At 61.4% G+C, this 19,260-nt stretch carries 19 protein-coding genes; 10 read left to right on the top strand and 9 right to left on the bottom strand.

What is annotated here, in order from left to right; genetic code table 11:
• Positions 1-79: 79 nt before the first annotated feature.
• On the bottom strand, positions 80-373 hold the full coding sequence (locus tag AC0JZ4_RS08720) for an exopolysaccharide production repressor protein (RefSeq protein WP_471885989.1): 294 nt from the start codon (positions 371-373) through the stop codon (positions 80-82).
• 726 nt (positions 374-1,099) lie between these two features.
• Here AC0JZ4_RS08720 and AC0JZ4_RS08715 point away from each other — a divergent pair.
• From AC0JZ4_RS08715 to AC0JZ4_RS08700, 4 genes are all read left to right on the top strand, one after another.
• Complete coding sequence (locus AC0JZ4_RS08715) at positions 1,100-1,780, top strand: sugar transferase (protein WP_471885988.1); 681 nt, start codon at positions 1,100-1,102, stop codon at positions 1,778-1,780.
• Positions 1,781-1,853: 73 nt separating this feature from the next.
• Positions 1,854-3,236, top strand: coding sequence for a polysaccharide biosynthesis/export family protein (locus AC0JZ4_RS08710; protein ID WP_471885987.1), 1,383 nt, complete (start codon positions 1,854-1,856; stop codon positions 3,234-3,236).
• A gap of 50 nt (positions 3,237-3,286) precedes the next feature.
• Positions 3,287-4,561: an O-antigen ligase family protein gene (locus AC0JZ4_RS08705; RefSeq protein ID WP_471885986.1), complete on the top strand. Its 1,275-nt coding sequence runs from the start codon at positions 3,287-3,289 to the stop codon at positions 4,559-4,561.
• 12 nt (positions 4,562-4,573) lie between these two features.
• A complete protein-coding gene (locus AC0JZ4_RS08700) occupies positions 4,574-5,587 on the top strand; it encodes an acyltransferase family protein (RefSeq protein WP_471885985.1) in 1,014 nt (337 codons plus the stop codon).
• A gap of 78 nt (positions 5,588-5,665) precedes the next feature.
• On the opposite strand, the gene minE is transcribed toward AC0JZ4_RS08700, so the two are convergent.
• From minE to denD, 6 genes are all read right to left on the bottom strand, one after another.
• Positions 5,666-5,923 carry a cell division topological specificity factor MinE gene (gene minE / locus AC0JZ4_RS08695; RefSeq protein ID WP_471885984.1) on the bottom strand — a complete coding sequence of 86 codons (258 nt, stop codon included), beginning with the start codon at positions 5,921-5,923 and terminating at the stop codon, positions 5,666-5,668.
• The gene (minD, locus tag AC0JZ4_RS08690; protein ID WP_471885983.1) at positions 5,920-6,735 is read right to left on the bottom strand and encodes a septum site-determining protein MinD; all 816 of its coding nucleotides are present in this window, start codon (positions 6,733-6,735) and stop codon (positions 5,920-5,922) included. Before minD ends, minE begins: the two co-directional genes overlap by 4 nt.
• A 32-nt stretch (positions 6,736-6,767) precedes the next feature.
• The gene (gene minC, locus AC0JZ4_RS08685) at positions 6,768-7,526 is read right to left on the bottom strand and encodes a septum site-determining protein MinC (protein ID WP_471885982.1); all 759 of its coding nucleotides are present in this window, start codon (positions 7,524-7,526) and stop codon (positions 6,768-6,770) included.
• Between the two features lie 266 nt (positions 7,527-7,792).
• Entirely contained in the window at positions 7,793-8,560 is a 768-nt protein-coding gene (locus AC0JZ4_RS08680) for an SDR family oxidoreductase (protein ID WP_471885981.1), read from the bottom strand.
• 48 nt (positions 8,561-8,608) lie between these two features.
• A complete protein-coding gene (locus AC0JZ4_RS08675; RefSeq protein ID WP_471885980.1) occupies positions 8,609-9,490 on the bottom strand; it encodes an NAD(P)-dependent oxidoreductase in 882 nt (293 codons plus the stop codon).
• A complete protein-coding gene (gene denD / locus AC0JZ4_RS08670; protein WP_471885979.1) occupies positions 9,487-10,470 on the bottom strand; it encodes a D-erythronate dehydrogenase in 984 nt (327 codons plus the stop codon). The genes AC0JZ4_RS08675 and denD overlap by 4 nt, the downstream gene beginning before the upstream one ends.
• Before the next feature lie 201 nt (positions 10,471-10,671).
• Here denD and AC0JZ4_RS08665 point away from each other — a divergent pair, with 201 nt between their 5' ends.
• The 6 genes from AC0JZ4_RS08665 to AC0JZ4_RS08640 all read left to right on the top strand — a co-directional run bounded on the left by AC0JZ4_RS08665 (position 10,672) and on the right by AC0JZ4_RS08640 (position 17,062).
• Positions 10,672-12,117, top strand: coding sequence for an FAD-binding oxidoreductase (locus AC0JZ4_RS08665; protein WP_471885978.1), 1,446 nt, complete (start codon positions 10,672-10,674; stop codon positions 12,115-12,117).
• 18 nt (positions 12,118-12,135) lie between these two features.
• Complete coding sequence (locus tag AC0JZ4_RS08660; protein ID WP_471885977.1) at positions 12,136-12,855, top strand: FadR/GntR family transcriptional regulator; 720 nt, start codon at positions 12,136-12,138, stop codon at positions 12,853-12,855.
• A 155-nt stretch (positions 12,856-13,010) separates the two neighbouring features.
• Entirely contained in the window at positions 13,011-14,171 is a 1,161-nt protein-coding gene (locus tag AC0JZ4_RS08655; protein WP_471885976.1) for a fumarylacetoacetate hydrolase family protein, read from the top strand.
• Positions 14,172-14,191: 20 nt separating this feature from the next.
• The gene (locus tag AC0JZ4_RS08650; protein ID WP_471885975.1) at positions 14,192-14,725 is read left to right on the top strand and encodes a TRAP transporter small permease; all 534 of its coding nucleotides are present in this window, start codon (positions 14,192-14,194) and stop codon (positions 14,723-14,725) included.
• A gap of 1 nt (position 14,726) precedes the next feature.
• Positions 14,727-16,004 (top strand): TRAP transporter large permease, encoded by a 1,278-nt coding sequence (locus AC0JZ4_RS08645; RefSeq protein ID WP_471885974.1) that lies wholly within the window; start codon positions 14,727-14,729, stop codon positions 16,002-16,004.
• Positions 16,005-16,054: 50 nt separating this feature from the next.
• Positions 16,055-17,062 (top strand): TRAP transporter substrate-binding protein, encoded by a 1,008-nt coding sequence (locus AC0JZ4_RS08640; RefSeq protein WP_471885973.1) that lies wholly within the window; start codon positions 16,055-16,057, stop codon positions 17,060-17,062.
• 67 nt (positions 17,063-17,129) lie between these two features.
• Here AC0JZ4_RS08640 and AC0JZ4_RS08635 read toward each other — a convergent pair whose 3' ends face one another.
• Positions 17,130-18,044, bottom strand: a complete 915-nt coding sequence (locus AC0JZ4_RS08635; protein ID WP_471885972.1) for a DMT family transporter — start codon at positions 18,042-18,044, stop codon at positions 17,130-17,132.
• An 8-nt stretch (positions 18,045-18,052) separates the two neighbouring features.
• A complete protein-coding gene (locus AC0JZ4_RS08630; RefSeq protein WP_471885971.1) occupies positions 18,053-19,255 on the bottom strand; it encodes a mandelate racemase/muconate lactonizing enzyme family protein in 1,203 nt (400 codons plus the stop codon).
• Positions 19,256-19,260: the final 5 nt, after the last annotated feature.

Here is a 19,260-nt window from a genome sequence, read left to right as displayed (position 1 = left end):
GTCTCTTCGACAATGGAACCTAGGAAAATGGCGGCGATGTGAAAGAGCAAGATTTTGCGGTGCAAACGCGCCGAAACGATCAGCGGTCGTTGGCGCTGAGGCTGGCCGCAGCGTCCGCCCGGATTTCGTCGCGCGGAGCTTCATCCTTGCGCTGACGCAAACCGGCACCCTCTGACCGGGCCTTTTCCGCCCGCTCCTCCTGCTCGCGCTTCACCATGTAAACGATACCGAGGAAATAGCCGACCTGAAGTATAACCGCGCACAGAACTGTCCAGCCAAGGGCAGCAAGGAAAGAACCACTCATTGCGTAGGCAGCAATGCCGAATACGACGAGGACGCCTATCATGCTCACGAATACGCGCGGTGCGTACATTTCAGACCTCCCGGAGGCTATTTTCTTGCTTACGCATAACTTCGACAATCGCTCTCCCGCTGCCGCATAATACGACCGCGAGAGACGGCATTCAATATTTTCGCGCGCGCCCGCACGCGGCCCTAGTGAAACTTTGGTAAGATTCGCCAACGCCGGTGAAAACACCGTTCAAACGATTCAACACCCCGTTACCACACCATTACAACACACTATCGCCACATTTTGGCCTGAATTGCCACACGCCGGAACATTTGTTCACACACGGCGACCTCACGGCCTCGTTATCTGATCACTAATTGTTACAAAGGTCACTGAGCGCTATCATGCGCTTTCCGCACTGCAGCATTGTATTGCAGCGCAACAGGCTTAGGCCTTTGGTCCTAACGCAAAGCTACTTTCGGCCTCGCTGATAAGAACCAACACATGTATCGTTCGCCCGCAACGACAGGTATTACAGGCGCCTCAAGTTTTTATTAGGATCGATATTAGAGATCGATTCAAATTTACCGAATATAAGTAGTATTCGCGTAAACCGTTATATTTAGGATTGCCACCACCAAGAGTGGCGCCGGGCATGCCCGGAGGCGGCGACAGGCCGCGAGACGCCCATGCGCAGAAAAAATTCACTGGCATCAAATTCCAGACACAGACTTATTATCCCATAGGTACTCAGAAAAGTCGCCTCCCAGGCACCGACTATCGCAAAACCTAAATGGAGTTCTCTCTATGAAGTCAGCGACACGTTCGGCAAATACGCCGTTTGCAGACCTAGACCACTCCGCCGGAACCCTCCCGATCGGCGGATTGGCGAAACGAGCCTTCGATATCACGTCCGCCGGCCTCGCGCTCATCGTCTTCAGCCCCATCTTCCTGATGATCATGGCGCTGGTGAAGATGACCGACAAAGGCCCGGCCTTCTATGGCCATGCCCGCATCGGCCATGGCGGCCGCACGTTCAAATGCCTGAAGTTCCGCACCATGGCGGTCAATGGCGACGAACTGCTGCGCAAATACCTTCGGGAAAATCCCGAGGCAGCGGATGAGTGGCGCAAGACCCGCAAGCTGCGGGACGATCCGCGTGTCACGGCCGTTGGCCGCGTCCTGCGCAAGCTGAGCCTTGATGAGCTGCCGCAGCTCCTCAACATCATCCGCGGTGAAATGAGCGTCGTCGGCCCTCGCCCGGTCGTAGACGACGAGCTGAAAGTCTATGACAGCTCTGCCGTCTACTACCTGCAGACCCGCCCCGGCCTGACCGGCCTGTGGCAGATCAGCGGCCGCAACGATGTCTCCTACGAGACCCGCATCGCCTTCGACACCCATTATGTCCAGAACTGGTCGCTGGTTCAGGACATGTCGATCATCATGCGCACCATCCCCGCCGTCTGCTTCGCACGCGGCAGCTATTGAAAAGGCGACGCCGCGCGTCATCTACGTTCGTCCGATGCGCGGCCAATCCAAGCATGAAAATTCAGGAGATCTGATGCCTATCAGACTGATCCTTCCCCACGGCTTCCCGACGCTGGCAATGGCGGCGGGTATTGCCTTTTCGGCGGTAGCGCCGGCTTACGCCCAGAGCGGCTCCCAGACTGGCTCCAAGCCGGCGAGCAGCGCGCCTGCGCAACCTGCAAGCCCGACGACCTCGACCGAGACCACCGCCAAACCACCGGTCGCCGTCAAACCGCCGGCAAAACCGCGCAACCAGGAAAATGCCTATCGCCTCGGCGTGATGGACAAGCTGCGTATCCGCGTCGCCGAATGGCAGCCGGCAGATGGCAGTATCCGCGACTGGGATGCGGTGAGCGGCGATTACACGGTCGGGCCCTCCGGCTCGGTCTCCCTGCCTTTTATCGGCGATCTCGATGCCGCCGGCCAGACGACCGCCGATGTCGCAGCCGCGATCGGCGAGCGCCTGCAGAGCCAGTTCGCCTTGCGCAACCTGCCGTCAGCCTCCGTCGAGGTTGCGCAGTTCCGCCCGGTCTTCCTGGCCGGCGACATCGAAAATCCGGGCGAGTTCCCCTATTCGCCCAATCTCACCGTATTGAAGGCCGTCAGCCTAGCCGGCGGCCTGCGCCGCGCCGATGCCGGCCAGCGCTTCGCCCGAGACTTCATCCGTGCACGCGGCGATGCCGATGTCAGCACGTCCGAACGCGGACGCCTGATCGCACGCCGGGCACGTCTGATCGCTGAAATCTCCGGCGCCTCCGAACTACCGGTCCCCGACGAGCTGAAGGACCTGCCGAATGCCCAGCAGCTGATCGCCAGCGAGGCGGCACTGATGAAATCCCGCCGCCAGCGCTACGAGTTGCAGCTTCAGGCGCTGACAGACCTGAAGGACCTGCTCGACACCGAAGTCCAGTCCTTGTCCCAGAAGGCCGTGACGCAGGAACGCCAGCTCAAACTAGTCAACGACGATCGCGACCGGATGGCCAAGCTGACCGAACAGGGGCTTGCCACGGCAAGCCGCCGCATCTCGGCGGAAGAACGCGCCGCCGATCTGGAATCCAACATGCTGGATACCAGCACCGCCTCGCTGCGCGCCAAGCAGGACATCAACAAGGCCAACCAGGACGAGATCAACCTGCGCAACGACTGGGACGCCCAGCGCGCCCAGGAACTGCAGGACACTGAAGCCTCGCTGGAAAAGCTCGGCCTCGAACTGACAACGAGCCGCCAGCTGATGCAGGAGGCGCTTGCCCAGTCCGCCGAAGCCTTGAAGCTTGATCCGGAAAACGAGGATGCGACGATCAAATACGTGATCGTCCGCGATACCGGCGAAGGCCCGAAGGAAGTAACCGTCGACGAGAACGCGGTCCTGCGTCCCGGCGACGTGATAAAGGTCTCGTCCGAGCTGTTGATGCAGTAACGATCAGGCAGGCAGCCGCCATGGCGGCCTGCCAAAAGGAAGACGACTGAATGAGAATTGCGAAATCCGCCCTGATCGACCCGGCGAGGAACGAGCTCTATGGCCTAGTGGCCATAACGCTCTCCTACTTCGTCTTCGCCTATTCCGGTCGGTTCGGGCAGATTTCCATTCTCGCCTATTACGGCGTCTGGTTCCTGCTGGTGGCGGTCGATTACAAGCGCGCCCTCGGCAACTACCTGAAATATCTCTGGATCTTCTCCTTCGCGGTGTTCTGCTTCGTCTCCGCCTTCTGGTCTCCGGCCTTCGGAACCTCGCTGAGGACGGCGATCCAGTATTTGACCCACGTGATCTGCGCGCTGATCGCCATGCGCACCATCAGCGCCACGACCCTGACGCGCGGCTCGATGCTCGCCGTCACCGTCGTCCTCATCTATTCGCTGCTGTTCGGCACCTATCTGCCGGATGCGATGGACGGCACCTTCAGCTTCGTCGGCGCCTTTTCCTCGAAGAACCAGCTCGGCTTCTATGCCTCTCTGGGCGTCTTCTTCTGCTATGCTGCGGTGATGATCTTCCGCGAACGCGGCATCTGGTTCCTCGTTGCAGGTGGCGCGGGCCTGATCTCCGCCTATTCGCTGTTTGCCTCGCAATCGGCGACCTCGGTGATCACCACGCTCGGCATCGTCGCCGGCTGCGTCGGCCTTCAGGGCTTCATGATCTTCTCGCCGAAACACCGCCGCATGTTCTTCGGCGCGGCCCTGATCATCGGCATCGGCGCGGTCGTCGCCGCCATGCAGGTCGGTGCGATGGACGCGATCCTTGGCGTCTTCGGCAAGGATTCGACGCTGACCGGACGGACCTATCTCTGGCAACAGGGCATCCTGGCCGCAGGCGAATATCCGATCCTCGGCATCGGGTATCAGGGCTGGTGGGTGCAGGGTTATGCCGAGGCCGAGAGACTTTGGGATTATTTCTACATCACCGGCCGCACCGGCTTCCACTTCCACAACACCTATATCGAGACGATGGTGGAGACCGGCGTGATCGGCCTCGCACTCCTGTGCTTCATCCTGATGACGATCTTCATCGGCCACCTCAAGCGCCTGCTGACAATTGCCAGAACACCGGAATCGCTGCTCCTCTTCGGCATCGCCAGCCTGCTCCTCGTGCGCTCCTTCGTCGAAATCGACATCATGAACCCCTATCATGTGGGCTCGTTCCTGTTTTACTTCGCCGCCGGAAAGCTCGCGCTTGGACATGGCCGTCAACCGGCACGCGTTGCCTACAGCCAGCTTGCTCCAGAACGGGCCGGCACGATGGCCCGTTGAGGTAGTATACCGATGCAGACGCTTTACTTGATCCAGTATCTCAGGGCCTTCGCCGCCTTGGCAGTCGTCCTCTTCCACGCAGGCGAGCGTACAGGCCTACATTTCACCATCGGTGCGGCAGGCGTCGATGTATTTTTCGTCGTCAGCGGCTTCATCATGATGGCGATCAGTGACGGCCGGCACGACACGCCCGCAGGCTTCCTGCGAAACCGTCTGCTGCGCATCGCGCCTGCCTACTGGGCCGCGACGTTGGTGATGATCCTTGGCGCTTTGGCAGGACTGTTTCCCAACCTGCAGCTGGATCCGGCCCATATTGCCGGGTCTTTTCTCTTCCTGCCGGTCGCCTCGCCCAACGGCGGCAACCTCTGGCCTGTTCTAGTGCAAGGCTGGACGCTGAATTACGAAATCTTCTTTTATGTCGTCTTTGCCGCTGTTCTGTCCTTGCGACCGTCAAGGCGCCTGCTGGCGCTGACGGGCATATTTGGTTCGCTTGTCCTGTTGGGTCTTCTGCTGCAGTCGCAAAACAAGATCCTCGGTTTCTATACCGCACCGCTCATTCTCGAATTCGTCGCAGGCGCGGCCTTGGCGAAACTATGGAAGAATGGCCATCTGCCGCCTATGCCGCTCGGGATTATCCTGATTGCACTCTCCTTGGCGGGCTTTGCCACCATCCAGCTTATGAGCCTCGATTTCGACGCACGCTCCTGCGGGCCGCTGGCTGTTATGCTGGTTTTGGGCGCCCTGTCCGTCGAGGCATCCGGCCGACTGCCCACCATGCCTAGTCTTGCCTATCTCGGCGACAGTTCCTACTCCATATACCTCTGGCACACATTCGCAGTGTCGGTCGTCGTGCAATTCGGCACGCTTCTGTCCCTGCCGGCAGTGGTTCTCATGCTTGCGGCGACTGTGCTTGGAACGATCGTCGGCATTGCAGGCTACGAATGTTTCGAGCGGCCGGTCCACCTCCTGCTCAAGGGCAAGAGAACCGCTCTCTGGCGTCTGCCCACCCGCCGCACGGCCCGATAAAATCCTCAAATGAAAAACGGCCCGGACAGCAATCCGGACCGTTCGCATCGAACAGAATTGAGGTCTGCGTATCGGGCCTCAGGCGGCCCGTGCTGCATCCAGCGGGATCTCGACGTCGATCTCGAGGATCGAGACATTCTCGTCGCGATCGATCTTCACCGTCACGCGGTCGGCATCGAGCTGAACGTGCCTTGCGATGACGGCGAGGATTTCCTCGCGCAGGATGGTGGTAAGGTCCGAGCCTGCCGAGGCGCGCTCGTGGGCAAGCAGGACCTGCAGACGTTCACGCGCGGCAGGCGCCGAGCGCGAGCGGGTGAAAAGACGCAGAATGCTCATGCTGCCTTCCTTCCGAAAAGCTTGCCGAAGATGCCGCGCTTTTCGCCCGGCACGGTGACCGGCACGATTTCGCCGGCGAGACGGCGCGCTGCTTCGAAATAGGCCTGGGCCGGCATGCTGCGCGTGTCGGCAAGCGTCACCGGCGCACCGACGTTGGATGCCTTCAGCACATCCATGCTTTCCGGGATGATGCCGAGAAGCGGGATGGAGAGGATTTCCAGCACGTCGTCGACCTTCAGCATGTCGCCGCGTTCCGCACGGGCGGAATCGTAGCGGGTGAGCAGAAGATGCTTTTCCATCCGCTCGCCGTTTTCGGCCTTGAGCGTCTTGGAATCCAGCATGCCGATGATGCGATCCGAATCGCGCACCGACGAGACTTCCGGGTTGGTGACGACGACGGCGACATCGGCATGGCGCATCGCAAGCGTCGCACCCTTTTCGATGCCGGCAGGGCTATCGCAGATCACCCAGTCGAAATACTTCTTCAATTCGCCGATGACGCGCTCGACGCCCTCTTCCGTCAGCGCATCCTTGTCGCGCGTCTGCGACGCCGGCAGCAGGAACAGCGTTTCGAGACGCTTGTCGCGGATCAGCGCCTGCGGCAGCTTGGCATCGCCATTGATGACGTTGACGATGTCATAGACGACGCGGCGTTCCGCACCCATGATCAGGTCCAGATTGCGAAGCCCGACGTCGAAATCGACGACGACGACCTTCTCGTTGCGCTGTGCAAGCGCTGCACCGAGCGCGGCAGTCGATGTCGTCTTGCCAACACCGCCCTTGCCGGACGTGACTACGATGACTTTCCCCATCTTGATCTCCTGGTTATCTGACCGTGGGCGGTTCAGAAAAGTATGTCTGCCATGATCGTGTCGCTCTCGAGCGACAGTTGCACGGCGCGGCCGCGAAGGCTTTGGTCCATGTCTTCCGCCATCTTGTAGATGCCATCGATGGCGATCAGCTCGGCTTCGAGACGGCGGCAGAAAATGCGGGCATTGCTGTTGCCGATCGAACCCGCCATCGCCCGGCCGCGCAGCGCGCCGTAGATGTGGATCGAACCGCCGGCAATGACTTCGGCACCCGAGGCAACCGAACCGACGATGGTGACATCGCCTTCCGGGAAGATGATCGACTGGCCGGAACGCACCGGCTTGTCGATGGTCAGCGACTGGGTCACGGCACGCACCTGCGGTGCTTCCGCCTTCACCGGCGTAGCGGCATCGGCATCGGCTTCCGTCGCATCCGGCGTTTCGCCTTCCGGCTCCCGCGCGGAAACTTCGACGTCGGCGGCAGGCTTGCCGCCCTTCATCGCCGGCGGCATGTCCGGGCTGAGCTGCGAGGGACGAGCGCCCTCGATCCCCATGATACGGACCTTGCGCGCGGCAAGATCGTCGATCAGCTGTTTCAGTTCAGGCTTCTTGATCGAAAGCTCCGACACGTCGAGCACGACGGGACGATCAAGAAAGAAACCGGCCGAACGCGACGCCAGATCATCGAGGCGGACAAGCCATTGATCGAGCGGCATATCGGGTGACAGGACGACCGCGAGGAACGAACGGCCCTTGATGCGAATGGATCGAGCGTCTGTTAGCACTTTGGTCATCTACGTTAATAAATCGTTGCCAGGGTGTACCGCCGACATGGTTAACAAATGGTTAACGCGACCCTTGAACTCGGTAAGATGCGGTAACGAATCTTAATCGAAAGCGGCCACGTCGCGGTACCTGCAAACCTGCCGGTCCAGGCTTGCGCGAGGCTTTCAGATTGCGGCTCCGGCAACATCAAAATGCAAGGCGCGCGAAACCGATGGCCTCGCGCGCCTTGCCAAAATCGCCGTTTTACGGGTGTTTTCGATGGTTTAACGCTCGGTCAGATGACCGCCGTCATGCCGCCATCGACATAGATGATCTGCCCCGAGACATAATCCGACGCCGAGGACGACAGGAAGACCGCCGCTCCGACCAGATCCTTGGCGTCACCCCAGCGGCGTGACGGCGTACGGCCGATCACCCAGTCGTTGAACTCCTTGTTGTCGATCAGGGCCTGGTTCATGTCGGTCAGCATGTAGCCGGGACCGATCGCATTGGCCTGGATGCCATGCGGCGCCCATTCCGCCGTCATCGCCTGGGTAAGGAGCTTTATGCCACCCTTGGCCGCGGTATAGGGCGCGACCGTCGGGCGGGCGAGCCCGCTCATCAGCGAACCTATATTGATGATCTTGCCGCGCTTGCGCGGCAGCATCCGCTTGGCGACCTCGCGCGCGACGAGAAAGGCGCTCGTCAGATTTGTGTCGACGACCTTGTGCCACTCGGCACTGGTCAGCTCCACCAGCGGCTTGCGCAGCTGGATGCCGGCATTGTTGACGAGAATGTCGATCGCCACGCCATCCGCATCGAGCGCTTCGATGGCGGCGACGACAGAAGCCTCGTCGGTCACGTCGAAGGCAAGCGCTCTGGCGTCAAAGCCTTCCCCACGCAGCTCAGCCGCGGTTTCCTCGCATCTTTTGGCATCGACGCCGTTGATGACGAGGGCGGCACCCGCCTCGCCCAGCCCCTTGGCGATCGCCCGGCCAAGGCCGCGAGACGACCCGGTGACGAGGGCGGTTTTGCCCTCAAGATTGAACAGTTTCTGGCTCATGCATCCTCCCGATCATGGACTGCTGAAATGGACCTTCATACCTCGATCTCAAGCTTTCGGATTGAGGTTTTCGAGGTGCAGAAGAAGGCCGCTGTGATCCTTCTCCCCGCCGCCCTCGAAGACGAAATCGGCGAATTCGCCCCTGACCGACGCCGTCAGCGGCAGTTGCAGCGACAGCTCCTTGGCCACGTTCATGACGGTATTGAGATCCTTCAACTGGTTGCTGGACGATCCGCCGGGGGTGAAATTGCGCTCCACCATCCGTGCGCCATGCAGCTCCAGAATTCGACTTTCGGCAAACCCGCCGCGGATCGCGTTGCGGAAAGCCTCGCGCGATGCACCCCCGGCTTGAACCAGGATCATCGCCTCGGCCACAGCACCGATCGTTACCGCGACGATCTGCTGGTTGGCGAGCTTGCAGATCTGCCCTGCCCCGCTCGGCCCCACATGGGTGACGCGACCGAGAACGGCAAACACGTCTTGCAGGGCGGAAACCACATCGGCATCGCCGCCGGCCATGATCGCCAGCGTCCCGGCATCGGCGCCGACGACACCGCCGGACACCGGAGCATCGAGATGGCGGATGCCGAGTTCCGACAGCTTGCCCGCGTGTTCGCGAGCAAGCGACGGCGCAATAGAGCTGGTGTCGACCAGCACGGCGCCTTTCTTCATCGCTTCGGCAACGCCGCCTTCGAACAGCACCGCGCCGACGACATGACCATCGGTCATCATGGTGAAGACCACATCGGCATCCCGCACGGCCTCGGCCGCGGATGCGGCAACGACCGCACCTTCGGCTCCAAGCGGCATTGCCTTGGCCGCATCACGGTTCCACACCGTCAGCGGATAGCCGGCCCGCACTAGGCGGCGGGCCATGGGAAATCCCATCAGGCCGAGCCCGAGAAAGGCGATACGCTTATTCGCGGTCATGGCTTGCCTCCCAGCTCATCCTCGATATGCACCTGGATGATCTCGTCGAAATTTTTCTCCGAGATGAAGCCCAGTTCGGTGGCGCGTTTGGCTTCGAAACCCGGCGCCCAGCCAGCAACCATCTTCATGATCATTTCGTCCGGCTGGCGGCGGATCAGCTTGACCGCATCCTCGCCGGCAGCGCGGCGAAGCGCCTCGATCTGCTCGCCCACCGTGGCGCTGACGCCCGGCATCGACAGGCTGCGACGCCAGCCGAGCCTCGTCAGGTCGATACCGGCCGCATGAATGAGAAAGCCGACGGCAGAACGCGGCGACGTATGCCAGTGGCGCACATCCTCGGAGACCGGCAGGATCGCCTCCTGGCCGGAGAGCGGCTCGCGCAGGATGCCGGAGAAGAAGCCGGACGCGGCCTTGTTCGGCTTGCCGGGGCGGATGCAGACGGTGGGCAGACGGATGCCGATCCCGTCGAAGAATCCACGACGGCTGTAATCGGCCAGCAGCAGCTCGCTCATCGCCTTCTGGGTGCCGTAGCTGGTCAATGGCGTCAGGTGATACTCGTCGGGGATAGGATAGGGCAGCGGCGCGCCGACGACGGCAATCGACGAGGTAAAGATCACCTTGGGGAAATAGCCGTCCTTCTGGTTCTCAAGCCGGATGGCATCGAACAGGAAGCGCGTGCCGTCGAGATTGATCCGGTAGCCCTTGTCGAAATCGAGCTCGGCCTCGCCCGAGACGATAGCGGCCAGATGGAAGATCACGTCGGGTCGTCCGGCAACCAGCTTTTCCGCCTCGCCCGGCAGGCTGAAGTCGACGGCCCTGGTCACCACCTTGCCGGCAAAGCCTACGGGGGCCTCCGGCTCGATCACATCGACCAGCGTCAGCGCCTCGACCGGTTTACCGTCCAGAACGCCGTCCGAAACGACACGCTGGGTGAGCTTGCGGCCGACCATGCCGGCAGCACCGATAACAAGAATATGCATGTTTTCCTCCCATACATTCGTGGATGCGCCCACGAAAATCTCCTTGTAAGGTTGTCTGATAACCCTGTATGGTCAAGTTGAAAATAGGAGAGTTTGTCATCGGCGAAAAAAGCTGGCGGCAGACATGGAAGACAAGACTGAATGTGTCCTTGAGACGGCTGGGGGAGGTATCCGGGCCATCTTGAGGGAGGAGAGGAACACATGACCGACCTGACGGGCTCGATCGCCGAGCAGCGCCTTGCCCTTTGCGCTGCGCTGGGCGAGGACCTTGTTCTCACCAATTCGCAGGACATGCTGCAATATTGCCGCGACTGGCATGGCGATGTCACGAGCGGTGCAATCGCAGTCATCCGCCCGCGCTCGACCGCCGACGTGCAAGCCGCGGTCAGGGCCTGTACCGATCTCGGCCTGAAGATCGTGCCGCAGGGTGGCAATACCGGCCTCGTTCTGGGTGGCATACCGGATGAGCCGGAACGCCAGGTGGTGCTGACACTGGAGCGGATGAACGCCATCCGCAAGATCGACAGCGACGACTTTTCCGCCGTCGTCGAAGCAGGCTGCATCCTCGCGGAACTGAAGGAGAAGATTGCCGACAAGGGCATGTTCTTCCCGCTGGCACTCGGCGCACAGGGTAGCTGCCGCATCGGCGGCAACGTCTCCACCAATGCCGGCGGCATCAACGTGCTGCGCTACGGCATGACCCGCGAGCTGGTGCTCGGCCTCGAAGTGGTGCTGCCGGACGGCCAGGTCTTCGATGGGCTTTCGACGCTGCGCAAGGACAATCGCGGGGTGGACCTGAAGCAGCTGTTCATCGGTGCGGAAGGTACGCTCGGCATCATCACCGCCGTTTCCGTCAAGCTGACGCCCTACCCGGACAATGTCGCGACCGCGCTTCTGGCATTGAACTCGCTCGACGATGCGATCACCCTCTACCGCCGTGCGCGCCGCGATTGTTGCGACCTGATGTCGGCCTTCGAATTCATGCCGCCGCTCGCCTTCACGCTGGCGCGGGAGGCAATGCCTGACCTGCCGATCCCGCTGTCCGGCGATTATCCCGCCTATGTGCTGATGGAAATCTCCGGCTCCGGCCTCGTCGACATCGACGACCTGATGCACCGTTTCCTTGAGGGCGTGATGGGCGACGAGCTGGTCGTCGATGGCACGATTGCAAGCTCTCAAAACCAGGCCCGCAATCTCTGGCTCATCCGCGAGGGCATGAACGAGGGACAGGCGAAACGCGGCAGCCACATGCGTACCGACATCTCGGTATCGCTCTCGCAGCTCGCAGCCTTCGTCATCGATGCGGAAGCGGCGGTCGCGGAAGCGCTGCCGGATTGCATCAGCGTCTCCTACGGCCATGTCGGCGACGGCAATGTTCATCTCAACGTCCTGCCGCCGGACGGTGCGACGCCGGAGGAGCGCAACGACAGGATCTACAAGGCCAAGAAGGTCGTCAACGTCGTGGTCGACAAGTACAATGGCAGCATCAGCGCCGAACATGGTATCGGCCGCCTGAAGCGCGAGGACTTCGAAGAACGGCTGTCCGACACCAAGCGCGGCCTGCTCACCGCCATCAAGAAGGCGATCGACCCGGCACTTCTGCTCAACCCCCATTGCCAGATCGACCTTAGGGCGGATATGCGCTAACCAGAACGAGGGGACGGAGTGCGCATGGCCGATTTCAAGGAAATCAAGAGAAGCGAGCATTTGCCGACGCGCATTGCCGCCGAGATCGGCCGTGAAATCGCAGAGGGCCGCATTCAGCCCGGCCAGAAACTGCCGACCGAGCACATTCTCTCCCAGACCTTTGGCGTCAGCCGTTCGGTGGTGCGCGAGGCGATCGCGCATCTGCGCAACGAGGGCCTGGTGGAAACCCGCCAGGGCGTCGGCGCCTTTGCCACCGAAATCCAGCAACGCCAGTCGATCCGCATCGACGCCGGCCCGCTCAGCGATCGCGAAGCCTTCCGCGATCTCTTCCAGGTGCGCTTCGCGCTGGAGACGGAGGCGGCCGGACTGGCCGCCCTGCATCATACGGCGGATGACCTCGCAAGGCTCGACGCGGTGCTGACCCGCATGACCGGCGCGGAGAAATGGGGGGAAGAAGGCGTCGTCGCCGATCTCGCCTTCCACCGCGCCGTTGCCGCCGCCACCCATAACGAATACTTCCAGCAATTCGTCGGCTTCATCACCGAGCGCACCCATGTGGCCATCAACGCGGCCCGCGCGGCGGCGATCCTGGAAGAAATTGTCGAGGTGACGATCGCCGAACATGTCGCCATCCGCGATGCCATCGCAACCCGCGAGCCGCTGACTGCCAAGACGGCAATGAAACGGCATCTCAATGGCGCTGCACGGCGCCTCAGTCTAGAGCTGGAAATGAGTTGAACTGCTCCGCTCCGACCGCGTCTTTTCCCGTTTGACAATACGCGGCGCTGCTGGACAGATGACAAAAGTCATACTAAAAGAGAGGTAATGTTGTCGGACATCTGACAACGTTGAAGGGGGTGGAGGCCCTCTTGAGGAGATAAGGGAGGATTTTCTTGGCATATCAGCATGCCCTGTCGTCGGACATCATCTTGCCCGCGGATGCGCGAAGCGCGCTTCTGGTCGGTCGCGTCTGGTCGAACGCAGTCGAGGGCCCGTGCCCGGTGCTGCTGTCGAACGGCCGTATCCTCGATCTTTCGTCGCTGGCGCCGACTTTATCCGCCCTTCTGGAAATTGGTTATCTCGCCCAGAATCTGGCGGACACATCGTCCTTTGCCGATCTGGGCAGTCTCGACGATTTTCTGACCGGCAAGACCGGAACGCTTCTCGCGCCGGCAGACCTGCAGGCGATCAAGGCCGCCGGCGTCACCTTCGCCGACAGCATGCTGGAGCGGGTGATCGAAGAACAGGCCAAGGGCGACCCGTTGCGCGCCCAGGAAATCCGCGGCCGTCTGGCGCCGGTTCTCGGCGACAACCTGAAGGGCCTTGTTGCCGGTTCGGAGAAGGCAGCCGAAGTGAAGGCGCTGTTGCAGGACATGGGCCTGTGGTCGCAATATCTCGAAGTCGGCATCGGTCCGGATGCCGAAATCTTCACCAAGGCCCAGCCCATGTCGTCCGTCGGCTGCGGCGCGGATGTCGGCATTCATCCGAAATCCGACTGGAACAACCCGGAACCGGAGGTCGTGCTTGCCATCACCTCAAAGGGCGAAATCATCGGCGCGACACTCGGCAACGACGTCAACCTGCGCGATTTCGAGGGGCGCTCGGCACTGCTCCTGAGCAAGGCGAAGGACAACAACGCGTCCTGCTCGATCGGCCCCTTCATCCGCCTGTTCGACGGCTCTTTCACGATAGAGGACGTGAAATCGGCCGAAGTCAGCCTGTCGGTGAAGGGCGAGGACGGGTTCGAGATGACCGGGGTCAGCCATATGAAGGCGATCAGCCGCTCGCCGGAAAACCTCGCGGCGCAACTGTTGAACCGCAACCATCAATATCCCGATGGCGCGCTTCTCTTCCTCGGCACGATGTTCGCGCCGGTCAAGGACAGGCGTGGCGCGGGCCTCGGCTTTACCCACGAGATCGGCGACATTGTCGAGATCTCCAGTCCGAAGCTCGGCAGGCTGATCAATCGGGTGGAATACAGTGATACCTGCCCCGAATGGACATTCGGGATAACCGCGCTGATGAAAAATCTCGTCGGGCGCGGAGTGATGTAGGAGGCATCAGGGAGGAGCACATGACAAAGGTTATCGATCTATTTTACAGGTTCCTCGAGATCCTGCTTATCCTGCTGCTCGCGGGCATGGCGCTGATGGTGTTCGGCAATGTCGTACTCCGCTACGGCTTCAACCAGGGCATCAACATTTCCGACGAGATGTCGCGGTATTTCTTCGTCTGGCTCACCTTCATCGGTGCGGTCGTGGCGTTCCGCGAACACGCTCATCTGGGTGTCGAATCGCTTGTCGCGATGCTCGGCCGCAAGGGCCGCATCGTCTGCATGATCCTGAGCAATTTGGTGATCATCGCCTGTTCCGCCATCTTCTTCTGGGGAACGTGGGTGCAGCTGCCGATCAATTCCAGCATGGTCGCGCCCGTCACTGGCCTGTCCATGGCCTGGGTCTATGGCATCGGCTTCTTCACCGGCGCGGGCTGCGTGCTGATTTCGCTTGAACGCCTTTTCCGCCTGCTGACCGGCCGGGTCACGGAAGACGAAATTGCGGCCTTCACCGGCGAAAACCTGACGATTGAGCAGATGGCGGAGCGCACCTGATATGACACTATTCGTCTTTGTCGGCTCCCTGCTTGGAGCCATGGCGATCGGCGTTCCCGTCGCCTTCTCGCTGATGTTCTGCGGCGTCATGCTCATGTGGTACATGGACATGTTCAACTCCCAGATCATCGCCCAGAACATGATCGCCGGTGCTGACACGTTCACGCTGCTCGCGATACCCTTCTTCATCCTTGCCGGCGAGCTGATGAACTCGGGTGGCCTGTCGAAGCGTATCATCGAGTTCGCCATCGCCTGCGTCGGTCATATCCGCGGCGGCCTCGGCATCGTGGCGATCGTCGCGGCGCTGATCATGGCCTCGATATCGGGTTCGGCCGCTGCCGATACCGCCGCACTCGCCGCGATCCTCATCCCGATGATGGCCAAGGCCGGCTACAACATCCCGCGCTCGGGCGGCCTGATCGCCGCCGGCGGCATCATCGCCCCGGTTATCCCGCCGTCGATGGCCTTCATCGTCTTCGGCGTCGCCGCCAACGTCTCGATCACCCAGCTGTTCATGGCCGGCATTTTCCCCGGCATCCTGATGGCTCTGTCGCTGGTGATCGCCTGGCTGATCGTGGTGCGCAAGGACAATGTCCAGGCACTGCCGAAGACCACCTACAAGGTGCGTCTGCAGGCGACCGGCCGCGCCGCATGGGCGCTCGGCATGCCGGTGATCATCCTGGGCGGTATCAAGGCCGGCGTCGTCACGCCGACCGAGGCAGCCGTGATCGCGGCCGCCTATGCGATGTTCGTCGGCATGGTCATCTACCGGGAGCTCAAGCCGCGCGATCTGCCGCGCGTCATCCTGCAGGCAGCCAAGACCACTTCGGTCATCATGTTCCTCGTCTGCGCAGCACTCGTCTCCGCCTGGCTGATCACCGCCGCCAATATCCCGGCCGAAATCGCCAGCTATATCGAGCCGCTGATCGACCGCCCGACGCTCCTGATGTTCGTCATCATGATCCTCGTGCTCGTCGTCGGCACGGCACTCGACCTGACGCCGACCATCCTGATCCTGACGCCTGTCCTGATGCCGATCATCAAGCAGGCGGGTATCGATCCGGTCTATTTCGGCGTCATGTTCATCATCAACAACTCGATCGGCCTCATCACGCCGCCGGTCGGTGTTGTTCTCAACGTTGTCAGCGGTGTCGGGAGGATACCGCTTGGCAAGGTGACGGCCGGTGTCTGGCCGTTCCTTCTGGCACAGACGATCGTGCTCTTCCTGCTCGTACTGTTTCCCGATCTCGTGATGGTACCTGCACGATGGTTGCATTGACCGACCAAGCCTCAACCTGTTCAAATCAACGTCCATTGGGAGGACTGACTATGAAGAAACTTCTTTTTGCTACCACTGCGCTTGCCATGGCAATTTCGGGATCGGCTCCGGCCTTTGCCGAATTCAACAGCCGCAACATCCGCGTGTCGAACGGCATCAATGCCGACCACCCGGTCGGCAACGGCATCAAGGCGATGCAGACATGCCTGGACGAGAAGTCCGGCGGCCAGCTGAAGCTCACCGCTTTCTGGGGCGGCGCGCTCGGCGGCGACCTTCAGGCAACCCAGGCGCTGCGTTCCGGCGTCCAGGAAGCCGTCGTCACCTCGTCCTCGCCGCTCGTCGGCATCATCCCGGCGCTCGGCGTCTTCGACCTGCCGTTCCTGTTCCAGAATGCCGATGAGGCCTACAAGGTTCTCGACGGCGACTTCGGCAACTCGATGAACGAGAAGCTGGATGCCGCCGGCCTCGTCAACCTCGCCTACTGGGAAAACGGGTTCCGCAACCTGTCGAACTCGCAGCGCCCGGTGACCAAGTGGGAGGATTTCTCGGGGATGAAGGTTCGCGTCATGCAGAACAACATCTTCCTCGACACGTTCCAGAACCTCGGCGCCAACGCCACGCCGATGGCCTTCGGTGAAATCTACTCGGCGCTGGAAACCCATGCGATCGACGCCCAGGAAAACCCCTATGTGACGATCGACACGTCGAAGTTCTTCGAAGTGCAGAAATACATCACCGAGACGAACCACGCCTACACGCCGTTCCTCTTCCTCTTCTCCAAGGCGATCTTCAACACCTATACGCCGGAAGAGCAGACGGCACTGCGTGAATGCGCTGTCGTCGGCCGCGATGTCGAGCGTCAGGTCATCGCCGACCTGAACAAGCAGTCGCTTGCCAAGATCAAGGAAGCAGGCCTGGAAGTGAACACGCTTTCGCCGGAAGAACAGGCTCGTATCCGCGAAAAGTCCATGGTCGTCTATGAAAAGCACAAGGAGCAGATCGGCGCAGACGTCGTCGATGGCATCCTCGCCGAACTGAAGACCATCCGCGGTAACTGATACGAAACAGCGTTTCGATCACTGCCCCGCAGAGAAGCCCACGCCCCGCCGGCGTGGGCTTTTTCCGTTATTCAGGGATCGCCGGCAGCACCTTGTCCCGCTTCTTCAGCATCTGCTCGCGCACGAAGATGAACAGACCCGATGCGACGATCAGGGCCGCCCCCACCAGCATGCTCGCCCTCGGTACGTCGCCGAAGAACATCCAGCCGAACACCACCGCCCACAGAAGCAGCGTGTACTGCAGCGGCGCGACGGTCGCCGCATCCGAGATCTTCAGCGCCCGGTTGACCAGCATATGTGCCGCCATGGCGACGATGCCGAGCAGGCCGAGGAGACCGAGGTCGAAGCCGGACCGGATCGGCGCCCAGTCGAAGGGGACGAAGACGAGACCCGCAAGCGCCGCGCCGCAGGTCTGGAAGAAGACCAGCGTCGTATCCGGCGTTCCGCGCAGGAACCGGCCGGACAGCATCATGAAGGCGAAGGCCGCACTGCCGATGATCGAGATCATCGCCGGGGCGGTGAACATGGCGGCCGACGGCTCGAGCGTGATGATGACGCCGACGAAGCCGATGGCGATCGCCGTCCAGCGCCGCCAGCCGACATGATCGCCCAGCAGAAGCGGAGAAAGCGCCGCCACATAGATCGGCGCCGCCAGCCAGTAGGTCATCACGTCGGCGAGCGGCAGATACATGACCGCGTAGTAGAAGCAGAAAACCTCGCCTGTCGAACAGACGACACGCGCCAGCTGCATCCACGGCCGTTCCGCCTTGGTCAGCGCCGGCAGCCCGGCCATCCACACCATAGGTACGAGGATGATCAGGGCTGCAACGCTGCGCAGGAGCACGACCTGCCCGAGCCCGTAGCTGGCGACCAGCCATTTTCCCATCGTGTCGTTGAGCGCGAACATCAGCATGCCGAGAAGCATGAGCGCCGGCCCGGCGATGGCGACGCCGCGGAGAGTAGAAGAAGAAGCGGCCTGCATCGTGGGTCCTATAGGCTCGAAGCGTCTGAATAGCGCCGGATGACGGTGAACGCCTTGTCGAGATCCGGGTTCAGCTCCATGCCGAGACCCGGACCGGGCGGCACGGTGATCATGCCGTTTGTCACGGTCGGCAAGGCCGTCACCAGATCGCGATACCAGGTATTGTAGAAGGCACGTACGCTTTCCTGCACCAGCGCATTCGGCGCATTGAGCGACAGATGTGTCGAGGCGCAGAGCACGACCGGACCGGTGCAGTCATGCGGCGCGACCGGCAGGTGCCAGGCTTCCGCCATCGAGGCGATCTTGCGCGCTTCCGACAACCCGCCACACCAGGAGATATCGAGCATGACGATGCCGGCAACGCCGGTCTCCAGATAGTCGCGAAAACCCCAGCGGCTGGCGAGCGTTTCCGATGCCGAGATCGGCGCGGGCGAAACTTCGGCGTAGCGCTTCAGGCTGGACAGGCTGTCCATCTTGATCGGGTCTTCGTGCCAGAAGGTGTTGTAGGGCGTCAGAGCCTTGGCGATCTGCATGGCCGGCAGAAGCTGCCACATGGAGTGGAACTCGACCATGATGTCGATCTTGTCGCCGACCGCCTTGCGGATCTTCTCGAAGGGTTCGAGCGCCGCCTTCATATCGGCAGACGAGATATACTGCCCCCTGGTCTTTTCCGCCGCCTGATCGAACGGCCAGATCTTCATCGCCGTGATGCCGTCGGCAAGCAGGGATTCCGCCAGTTCGTCGGCCCGGTGCAGGAAGCCGTTCAGGTCGTCATAGTCCTTGCCGGTCGAAAGCCCGTAATTGGCCGTCGTCTGCCCGGTCGCCTTCTTGATATATTCGGTACCGGCGCAGGTATTGTAGGTGCGAATTTCTTTCCGTGAAAAACCGCCGAGCAATTGCGCGATCGGCTGGCCGGTCGCTTTTCCAAAGATGTCCCAGAGCGCGATGTCGAAGGCGGAATTGCCGCGAACCTCGGCACCCGACGAACGAAAGCCGACATAGCCGACGAGGTCCTGGGCAAGCAGGTCTATCGCCAGCGGATCCCGGCCGATGACGCGCGGCGCGACATATTCGTGGATATAGCTTTCCACTGTCTCGGCGCCGAAAAACGTCTCTCCGAGCCCGGTGATCCCTTCATCGGTGTGAACCAGCACCCAGAGCAGATTGCTCCGCTCAGTGACGCGCACCGTCTCAAGCTTGGTGATCTTCATGTTTC

Source organism: [Rhizobium] kunmingense, assembly GCF_977018605.1.
This window is presented reverse-complemented; position numbering and strand designations above follow the sequence as displayed.

What these genes read in the sequence shown, in the direction of transcription:
- minC (WP_471885982.1), bottom strand. Translation starts at nt 7,526, where the DNA reads ATGACCAAAGTGCTAACAGACGCTCGATCCATTCGCATCAAGGGCCGT.
- AC0JZ4_RS08680 (WP_471885981.1), bottom strand. Translation starts at nt 8,560, where the DNA reads ATGAGCCAGAAACTGTTCAATCTTGAGGGCAAAACCGCCCTCGTCACC.
- AC0JZ4_RS08665 (WP_471885978.1), top strand. Translation starts at nt 10,672, where the DNA reads ATGACCGACCTGACGGGCTCGATCGCCGAGCAGCGCCTTGCCCTTTGC.
- AC0JZ4_RS08675 (WP_471885980.1), bottom strand. Translation starts at nt 9,490, where the DNA reads ATGACCGCGAATAAGCGTATCGCCTTTCTCGGGCTCGGCCTGATGGGA.
- AC0JZ4_RS08715 (WP_471885988.1), top strand. Translation starts at nt 1,100, where the DNA reads ATGAAGTCAGCGACACGTTCGGCAAATACGCCGTTTGCAGACCTAGAC.
- AC0JZ4_RS08630 (WP_471885971.1), bottom strand. Translation starts at nt 19,255, where the DNA reads ATGAAGATCACCAAGCTTGAGACGGTGCGCGTCACTGAGCGGAGCAAT.
- AC0JZ4_RS08710 (WP_471885987.1), top strand. Translation starts at nt 1,854, where the DNA reads ATGCCTATCAGACTGATCCTTCCCCACGGCTTCCCGACGCTGGCAATG.
- denD (WP_471885979.1), bottom strand. Translation starts at nt 10,470, where the DNA reads ATGCATATTCTTGTTATCGGTGCTGCCGGCATGGTCGGCCGCAAGCTC.
- AC0JZ4_RS08720 (WP_471885989.1), bottom strand. Translation starts at nt 373, where the DNA reads ATGTACGCACCGCGCGTATTCGTGAGCATGATAGGCGTCCTCGTCGTA.
- AC0JZ4_RS08705 (WP_471885986.1), top strand. Translation starts at nt 3,287, where the DNA reads ATGAGAATTGCGAAATCCGCCCTGATCGACCCGGCGAGGAACGAGCTC.
- minD (WP_471885983.1), bottom strand. Translation starts at nt 6,735, where the DNA reads ATGGGGAAAGTCATCGTAGTCACGTCCGGCAAGGGCGGTGTTGGCAAG.
- AC0JZ4_RS08645 (WP_471885974.1), top strand. Translation starts at nt 14,727, where the DNA reads ATGACACTATTCGTCTTTGTCGGCTCCCTGCTTGGAGCCATGGCGATC.
- AC0JZ4_RS08635 (WP_471885972.1), bottom strand. Translation starts at nt 18,044, where the DNA reads ATGCAGGCCGCTTCTTCTTCTACTCTCCGCGGCGTCGCCATCGCCGGG.
- AC0JZ4_RS08700 (WP_471885985.1), top strand. Translation starts at nt 4,574, where the DNA reads ATGCAGACGCTTTACTTGATCCAGTATCTCAGGGCCTTCGCCGCCTTG.
- AC0JZ4_RS08640 (WP_471885973.1), top strand. Translation starts at nt 16,055, where the DNA reads ATGAAGAAACTTCTTTTTGCTACCACTGCGCTTGCCATGGCAATTTCG.
- minE (WP_471885984.1), bottom strand. Translation starts at nt 5,923, where the DNA reads ATGAGCATTCTGCGTCTTTTCACCCGCTCGCGCTCGGCGCCTGCCGCG.
- AC0JZ4_RS08650 (WP_471885975.1), top strand. Translation starts at nt 14,192, where the DNA reads ATGACAAAGGTTATCGATCTATTTTACAGGTTCCTCGAGATCCTGCTT.